We start from the raw sequence: 7,234 nt of genomic DNA on the forward strand, positions 1-7,234 counted from the left end.
TGCGGCCGGGACGCGGCCGAACGGGGGACACGTCCACCCGGGCCCGCCGTGTCGGCCAGACCCGGCGCCCGGCACCCGATGCCCGCAGCTACGTTCTGTGCCTGATCCATGGCCATGGGCGGCGCCGCAAGGGGGAATCGTGACTGCCAGCACGTCATTCGGCTCCCTCACCCCCCGCCCCCCGCGCCCCCGCCCCCGCCTCGCGCTCACCCTCGCCCTCACCCTCACCCTCGCCGTCCTCGCCCTGCCCCTGGTCACCGCCGCCCACCAGGCCAGGCCCGCCCCGTACGGCGACCGGCTCACCGCCCACACGCCCACGGCCCGCCCCGACCCCGCCCTGCGGATCCGGGGCGAGGCGGTCGAGGCGTACGACAGGAGCAGCGGTCTGCGGCACTGGACGCACGCCCGCGCGGGGCGCCGCCCGCTCGCCCTGCGCCCCGCGCCCGGCCACGCCTTCGCCCTGTGGAGCGACGGCCTGGTCACCGACACCGCACGCACCACCGGCCGCACGGTCCACTGGCACCGCGCCGTCCCGGGCCTCTCGCACTGGCTGGCAACCGACGGCCAGGACCGCGCCGCCGGTGTCCTGCAGCCCCTCGACCCCGCCGCCGGCATGCTCGCCGTCGTCACCCCGCAGCGCATCGCGGCGTACCGCACCGTGGACGGCGACCTGCGCTGGGTGCTGCCCGCCGAGCCCGGCTGCGCCTTCGACGCGCGCCGCACGGTCCGCAACGGCGGCGCGCTGCTGATCGCGCAGCCCTGCGGCGCCGGCGCGTCCTGGACCGCCGAACTGGTCGCGGTGGACGATCTCGGCCGGGTCGTGCCCGATCGCACACCACTCGGCAACGCCCTGCCGGGCGACGGAAGCCGCGCCCGAAAAGTAGTTGCGGGCGACCGTTAGACTGGGTCTATGGCAACTCTCCTTGTGCATTAGACGGCGTCGAAGAAATCTCTCCGTCCGTCCCTTCCGCCGTCCATACCGCCCTGGAGTTTTTCCCTTGATCACCGCCTCCGGCATCGAGCTGCGCGCCGGCGCCCGCCTCCTCATCGAGTCCGCCTCCTTCCGTATCGCCAAGGGCGACCGCATCGGCCTCGTCGGCCGCAACGGAGCGGGCAAGACGACCCTCACCAAGTGCCTGGCCGGTGAGGGCACCCCCGCCGGCGGAGCCATCACCCGCTCCGGCGAGGTCGGTTACCTCCCGCAGGACCCGCGCACCGGCGACCTCGACGTCCTCGCCCGCGACCGCATCCTCTCCGCCCGCGACCTCGACTCGGTCCTGCGCAAGATGCGCGAGAACGAGGAGCGCATGTCGAACGGACAGGGCGCCACCCGCGAAAAGGCGATGAAGAAGTACGAGCGCCTGGAGACGGAGTTCCTCACCAAGGGCGGTTACGCCGCCGAGGCCGAGGCCGCCACCATCGCCGCCGCGCTCGGCCTGCCCGACCGCGTGCTCGGCCAGCCCCTCCACACGCTCTCCGGCGGTCAGCGCCGCCGCGTCGAGCTGGCGCGCATCCTCTTCTCGGACGCCGACACGCTGCTCCTCGACGAGCCGACCAACCACCTCGACGCGGACTCGATCGTCTGGCTCCGGGACTACCTCAAGACGTACCGCGGCGGCTTCATCGTGATCTCCCACGATGTCGACCTCGTCGAGACGGTCGTCAACAAGGTCTTCTACCTGGACGCCAACCGCTCCCAGATCGACGTCTACAACATGGGCTGGAAGCTCTACCAGCAGCAGCGCGAGGCCGACGAGAAGCGCCGCAAGCGCGAGCGTCAGAACGCCGAGAAGAAGGCCTCCGCCCTCAACTCCCAGGCCGACAAGATGCGCGCCAAGGCCACCAAGACCGTCGCCGCGCAGAACATGGCCAAGCGCGCCGAGCGCCTGCTCTCCGGCCTCGAAGCGGTACGGGTCTCCGACAAGGTCGCCAAGCTGCGCTTCCCGGACCCCGCCCCCTGCGGCAAGACCCCGCTGATGGCGGAGGGCCTGTCCAAGTCGTACGGCTCGCTCGAGATCTTCACCGACGTCAACCTCGCCATCGACAAGGGTTCGCGCGTCGTCATCCTCGGTCTCAACGGTGCGGGCAAGACGACCCTGCTGCGCCTCCTCGGCGGCGCGGAGAAGCCCGACACGGGTGAGGTCATTGCCGGCCACGGCCTCAAGCTCGGCTACTACGCCCAGGAGCACGAGACGCTCGACCCGGAGCGCTCGGTCCTGGAGAACATGCGCTCGGCGGCGCCCGACCTCGACCTGGTCGCGGTCCGCAAGACGCTCGGCTCGTTCCTCTTCACCGGTGACGACGTCAACAAGCCGGCCGGAGTCCTCTCCGGCGGCGAGAAGACCCGTCTCGCGCTGGCGACCCTGGTCGTCTCGTCCGCGAACGTCCTGCTCCTCGACGAGCCGACGAACAACCTCGACCCGGCCAGCCGTGAGGAGATCCTGGGCGCCCTGCGCACGTACAAGGGCGCGGTCATCCTCGTCACGCACGACGAGGGCGCCGTCGACGCGCTGGAGCCGGAGCGGATCATCCTGCTGCCGGACGGTGTGGAGGACCTGTGGGGTCCGGACTACAAGGACCTCGTCGCCCTGGCCTGATCCACTTGGGCTGGATCATTCGGCTTACTGGTGATCCTTCATCTGAGTGAGTGGCTCTCGTACCCCGGCGTGTCACGCACCGGATTGCGGCCCGTCCCTCTGGGGCGGGCCCTTTGCGTTCCGCTGCCCCGTTCGGCGCCCTGACCTGCCGATTCCCTCCTGGTTCAGTCCGGGCGTACGACGGAAACCCTGCGGAATTTCTGATTCCGATTGTGGCGTCCGGTTCCCGCCCGGCGAACGTTGTTGTACGGACCTTGCCGAATGGGTGGCCAGGAAGCCCGGAAGGGGTGATCATGAGAGTCCAGAGCGCACTTCCTTGAGGAGGCACGGGTGGCCGAGACTCTGAAGAAGGGCAGCCGGGTAACCGGCGCCGCGCGCGACAAGCTCGCGGCAGACCTGAAGAAGAAGTACGACTCCGGTGCGAGCATCCGGGCGTTGGCCGAAGAGACCGGCCGCTCCTACGGATTCGTACACCGGATGCTCAGCGAGTCCGGCGTCACGCTGCGGGGACGCGGCGGGGCGACACGAGGCAAGAAGGCCGCTACGGCCTGACCGCCTCGGGCGGGCCCGGCTCACCGGTTTTTGGGCGGTGGCCACCCGGTCGATCGCAGGATCGCCCGGGTGGTTACTGTGCAGTCACTTACCCATGCGGTTACTCAGTGACTGCGCGACTGCCACCCGAACCGGAGGCGCCACATGGCTTCGCTCGACTCTGTGCTCGACAAGGACGGCGTACGACTCACCGTCGAGGACGCCGTTGCCACGGTGACCCTGACCAATGCGGACAAGCGCAACGCCCAGTCTCCCGCTCTGTGGCGGGCGTTGACAGAAGCCGGACGGTCTCTTCCTGGCAGCGTGCGGGTCGTGGTGCTGCGCGGCGAGGGCAAGTCCTTCTCCGCCGGCCTGGACCGGCAGGCGTTCAGCCCCGAGGGCTTCGACGGTGAGCCCTCCTTCCTTGATCTCGCACGCGGCTCCGACGAAGACCTCGACGCGGTCATCGCCGAGTACCAGGACGCGTTCACCTGGTGGCGGCGCAGCGACCTCGTCACCATCGCCGCCGTGCAGGGGCATGCCATCGGCGCCGGCTTCCAGCTCGCCCTGGCGTGCGACCTGCGGGTCGTCGCCGAGGACGTGCAGTTCGCCATGCGCGAGACCAGCCTCGGTCTCGTCCCCGACCTCACCGGTACGCACCCGCTGACCGGCCTCGTCGGTTACGCGCGTGCGCTGGAGATCTGCGCCACCGGCCGCTTCGTGCACGCGGCGGAGGCCGAGCGTATCGGCCTGGCCAACCTTGTCGTGCCCGGCGACGAACTCGACGGCGCGGTACGAGACTTGGCGGGCGCCCTGCTGGCCGCGCCGCGCGACGCGGTGATCGAGACCAAGGCGCTGCTCCAGGGTGCGGCCTCGCGCACGTACGAGGAGCAGCGCATCGCGGAGCGCGCCGCCCAGGCCCGCAGGCTGCGCGACCTCGCGGGCCTCGGCGACTGATTCACCGGCCGGCCACTGATTCACTCCACACGGGTCACCAGGACGGTCACCGTCGGCCGACCGTCCTGGGACGCCGCGACCGTCCTGCGCACGGCGATGGCGACCGCCAGCGCGCGGTGGTCCGCAGCCGTCGCCAGCTCGACCTGTACGTGGCCTTCGCCGATCCGGACCGGGGCGCCGAGGACGTGGGTCAGGCGAGCCACGCCGGCGACGGACGTCGCGGCCGCGGCTGCGCGCGCGGCCCAGTCACCCTCCTGCGGCCCGCCGTGACTTTCCTCGGGCGGCGCGGAATCGGCGTACGCCTCTTCCAATCCGTCGCCGCCTGCCTCGTCCGGCGCAGTGGTCGCGACGGGTTCCTGCCCCGCTTCCACCAGGTCCGTCACTCGCAGATCCACAGCGGTGACCACGAGTCCCAGCCGCGCCGAAGCCGCCTCCCGCAGTGCGATGCGCAGCCGCTCCGCCCGGTGGGGCAGTGGCTCGCCCCCCGCCGTGGCGATGAAGTCCGCCTCGATACGCAGCGGCCCGGGCGGCAGCGCGCCCGGCGGCGGGGGAACGGCGGGTGCGGCAGCCGTGTCCGGGTCGGCGAGCCCGATGCGCAGCGGCCCCAGACCGACACCGGCGACCTGCGTCGCCGCCTGCCGCAGAACCGTGTCGGCCGCCTTCTCCGCAAGCCACGCGCCGTCCGCCGCCTCGCCCAGAGGCAGCAGCCTGCCCAGGCCGAGTCGTTGCCGTACCGCCGTGATCAATCCTTCAGGTCCCATTGCTCCAGCCTGCCGCATCCCCGGCGCGAGATCGGGCAACCGCACCTAATGTGGGCAGTGGAGTCCAGTACCGCCCGGAAAGGGACGAACGGCTATGACTGAGACCACGCAGCGCAACCGGCCCGACAACCCGCCCGACAAGGGGTCGTCCGGCGAGGAGACGCGAAAGCCCTCCATGACGAAGCGGGGCGGCGGTGATCCCGGCTCCCGGGGGCGTACGACCATCGCCGACGGCGTGGTCGAGAAGATCGCCGGCCTCGCGGCCCGCGACGTACTCGGTGTGCACGCCATGGGCAGCGGTCTCTCCCGCACCTTCGGGGCCGTGCGCGACCGGGTGCCGGGCGGCGCGAAGTCCGTCAGCCGGGGGGTGAAGGCCGAGGTCGGCGAGGTGCAGACCGCCCTCGACCTGGAGATCGTCGTCGAGTACGGCGTGTCGATCGCCGATGTCGCCCGCGCGGTCCGGGAGAACGTCGTATCGGCCGTCGAACGCATGACGGGCCTCGAAGTCGTCGAGGTCAATATCGCGGTCAGCGATGTGAAGCTGCCCGACGAGGAAGAGGAAGAGCCGGAGCCACGACTCCAGTAGAAGGAGCAGCAGAATGAGCATGGCGGTGGTCGGCCTTGTGGCCGGTATGGCGCTCGGATTCGCCGGATACTTCGGCGGTTTCGGAGCATTTGTGTTGGTGGCGGCGCTGGGAGCGATCGGCTTCGTAGTGGGCAAGTTCGCCGACGGCGACCTCGAACCCGGCGACTTCTTCCGCGTGGGTGAGCGCGGCGGCCGGCCGAGGTGACCCCCGCGATGGCCGCCGGTCAGGTCGAAGCCGCCGAGCGCGGCGCGACCCGGATCGCCGACCGGGTCGTCGCGAAGATCGCCGCCCAGTCGGCGCGCGAGGCGCTCGGAAAGGTACCGGAGGGCGGAAAGCCGCCGCGCGCGACAGTGACCGTGCATCACGACAAGGCGCGGGTGCGGGTCATTCTCGAACTCGGCTACCCCTCCGACATCGGCGCTCAGTGCGGTGCGGTGCGCCGTGAAGTCACCCTGGGAGTACGCACGCTGGCGGGAATGGAAGTGTCCGAGGTGGCCGTTCAGGTCGAGCGGCTGCACTCGGCGCGGGCCCGTCACGGGGAGCGAGGGAGGATCCGATGAGCGAACCCGCCAGTGACGACAGCGGGCGCACACAGCGGCTTCCCATCATTGAACGCGAGCGGGGCGATGCGTCCGCACGTGCGCACGACCCGGTACCGACCCTCCAGGAGGAGGACAGTGGCAGAGCCGGACGTTTCTGGTCCGCCCGCCGGGTGCCGGCCGCGCTGGTCGCCCTGGTGGTGCTCGGCGGCGTCGGCCTCCTGCTGTACGACGTCGCTGCGGTACGGGCCGGCCACCCCGCGATGTGGTGGCGCCGCGAGCTCGCGGACGGCCTCGCGACCCGGCCCCTCGACGACGTGTGGGTCATGGTCGGCGCGGGCGTCGCGGCGGCGCTCGGTCTGTGGCTGCTGCTCTTCGCCGTAACCCCCGGGCTGCGCGCGATTTTGCCGATGCGGCGTACGTCGGCCGATGTACGGGCCGGGCTCGACCGTTCGGCCGCCGCGATGATGCTCCGCGACCGGGCCATGGAGGTGTCCGGAGTGCAGTCCGTACGGGTGCGCGTGGGCCGCTCCAAAGTGCGTGTGCGGGCCATGTCCCACTTCCGTGAACTCGACGACGTACGCGCCGACTTGGACACGGCGCTCGCAGCCGGTATCCGGCAGCTCGGACTGGCCGGGCGGCCGCGCCTGTCCGTGCGCGTCGACCGGCCGGACAAGAAGGGGTGACGGGACGATGCCCAAGAAGGTCAACCGTGTCCTGCTCGGGCTCTCGGGTCTGGTGCTGCTCGGCGTCGGAGGAGGCGTGCTCGCCACCGGGCTGGGGATGTCCGTACCGTCGTGGTGGCCGTTCGACGGGCGTGACGATGTGCTGCTGAGCGAGGCGGACCGGACGCGGTGGCGGGGTGAGGGGTGGTGGTGGCCGGCGGTCATCGCGGTCCTCGCCGTGCTGGTGCTGCTGGCGCTGTGGTGGCTGCTGGCCCAGCTGCGCCGGCACCGGCTGGCGGAAGTGCTGGTCGACAGCGGTGACGGTGAGGGGGCGGTGCTGCGGGGGCGGGCGCTGGAGCATGCGCTGGCGGAGGAGGCGCAGACGCTGGACGGCGTGGAGCGGGCGCACGTCACGCTGACGGGCCGGCGGGAGGCACCCCGGACACGGGTCGCGCTCCTCCTCGAGCCCCACGCGGAACCGGCCGAAACCCTGTCCGGGCTCACGCACGGGGCGCTGGCCCACGCGCGTGACTCGGCGGCCCTGGACGCCCTCCCGGCGGAGGTCCGCCTCCGCGAGGTGAAGCACGGGGCGCGGCG

Annotated in this window: 10 protein-coding genes; 9 read left to right on the plus strand and 1 reads right to left on the minus strand. The window is 71.6% G+C overall.

The window, feature by feature from the left end; genetic code table 11:
- The first annotated feature begins 139 nt into the window (after positions 1-139).
- The 4 genes from J7E96_RS16245 (at position 140) to J7E96_RS16260 (ending at position 4,085) form a co-directional block, all read left to right on the plus strand.
- Complete coding sequence (locus tag J7E96_RS16245; protein WP_308295989.1) at positions 140-901, plus strand: hypothetical protein; 762 nt, start codon at positions 140-142, stop codon at positions 899-901.
- 97 nt (positions 902-998) lie between these two features.
- On the plus strand, positions 999-2,597 hold the full coding sequence (locus tag J7E96_RS16250; RefSeq protein WP_214968234.1) for an ABC-F family ATP-binding cassette domain-containing protein: 1,599 nt from the start codon (positions 999-1,001) through the stop codon (positions 2,595-2,597).
- Between the two features lie 330 nt (positions 2,598-2,927).
- A complete protein-coding gene (locus J7E96_RS16255; protein ID WP_018518904.1) occupies positions 2,928-3,149 on the plus strand; it encodes a helix-turn-helix domain-containing protein in 222 nt (73 codons plus the stop codon).
- Between the two features lie 144 nt (positions 3,150-3,293).
- Complete coding sequence (locus J7E96_RS16260; protein WP_215132070.1) at positions 3,294-4,085, plus strand: enoyl-CoA hydratase/isomerase family protein; 792 nt, start codon at positions 3,294-3,296, stop codon at positions 4,083-4,085.
- Between the two features lie 20 nt (positions 4,086-4,105).
- Here the strand turns inward: J7E96_RS16260 and J7E96_RS16265 are convergent, their stop codons facing one another.
- Positions 4,106-4,846 (minus strand): hypothetical protein, encoded by a 741-nt coding sequence (locus tag J7E96_RS16265; RefSeq protein ID WP_251069992.1) that lies wholly within the window; start codon positions 4,844-4,846, stop codon positions 4,106-4,108.
- 94 nt (positions 4,847-4,940) lie between these two features.
- Between J7E96_RS16265 and J7E96_RS16270 the strand changes: the two genes are divergently transcribed.
- The 5 genes from J7E96_RS16270 to amaP all read left to right on the plus strand — a co-directional run.
- The gene (locus J7E96_RS16270; RefSeq protein WP_215132072.1) at positions 4,941-5,432 is read left to right on the plus strand and encodes an Asp23/Gls24 family envelope stress response protein; all 492 of its coding nucleotides are present in this window, start codon (positions 4,941-4,943) and stop codon (positions 5,430-5,432) included.
- Positions 5,433-5,445: 13 nt separating this feature from the next.
- A complete protein-coding gene (locus J7E96_RS16275) occupies positions 5,446-5,637 on the plus strand; it encodes a hypothetical protein (RefSeq protein ID WP_215132074.1) in 192 nt (63 codons plus the stop codon).
- A gap of 8 nt (positions 5,638-5,645) precedes the next feature.
- Positions 5,646-5,993 carry a hypothetical protein gene (locus tag J7E96_RS16280; RefSeq protein ID WP_215132076.1) on the plus strand — a complete coding sequence of 116 codons (348 nt, stop codon included), beginning with the start codon at positions 5,646-5,648 and terminating at the stop codon, positions 5,991-5,993.
- The gene (locus J7E96_RS16285) at positions 5,990-6,658 is read left to right on the plus strand and encodes a DUF6286 domain-containing protein (protein WP_215132078.1); all 669 of its coding nucleotides are present in this window, start codon (positions 5,990-5,992) and stop codon (positions 6,656-6,658) included. Before J7E96_RS16280 ends, J7E96_RS16285 begins: the two co-directional genes overlap by 4 nt.
- 7 nt (positions 6,659-6,665) lie before the next feature.
- Positions 6,666-7,234, plus strand: a 569-nt coding sequence (gene amaP, locus J7E96_RS16290) for an alkaline shock response membrane anchor protein AmaP (RefSeq protein ID WP_215132182.1), incomplete at its 3' end; no start/stop codon positions are given.

The sequence above is a fragment of the Streptomyces sp. ISL-96 genome, assembly GCF_018614035.1.
Taxonomy (GTDB): domain Bacteria; phylum Actinomycetota; class Actinomycetes; order Streptomycetales; family Streptomycetaceae; genus Streptomyces.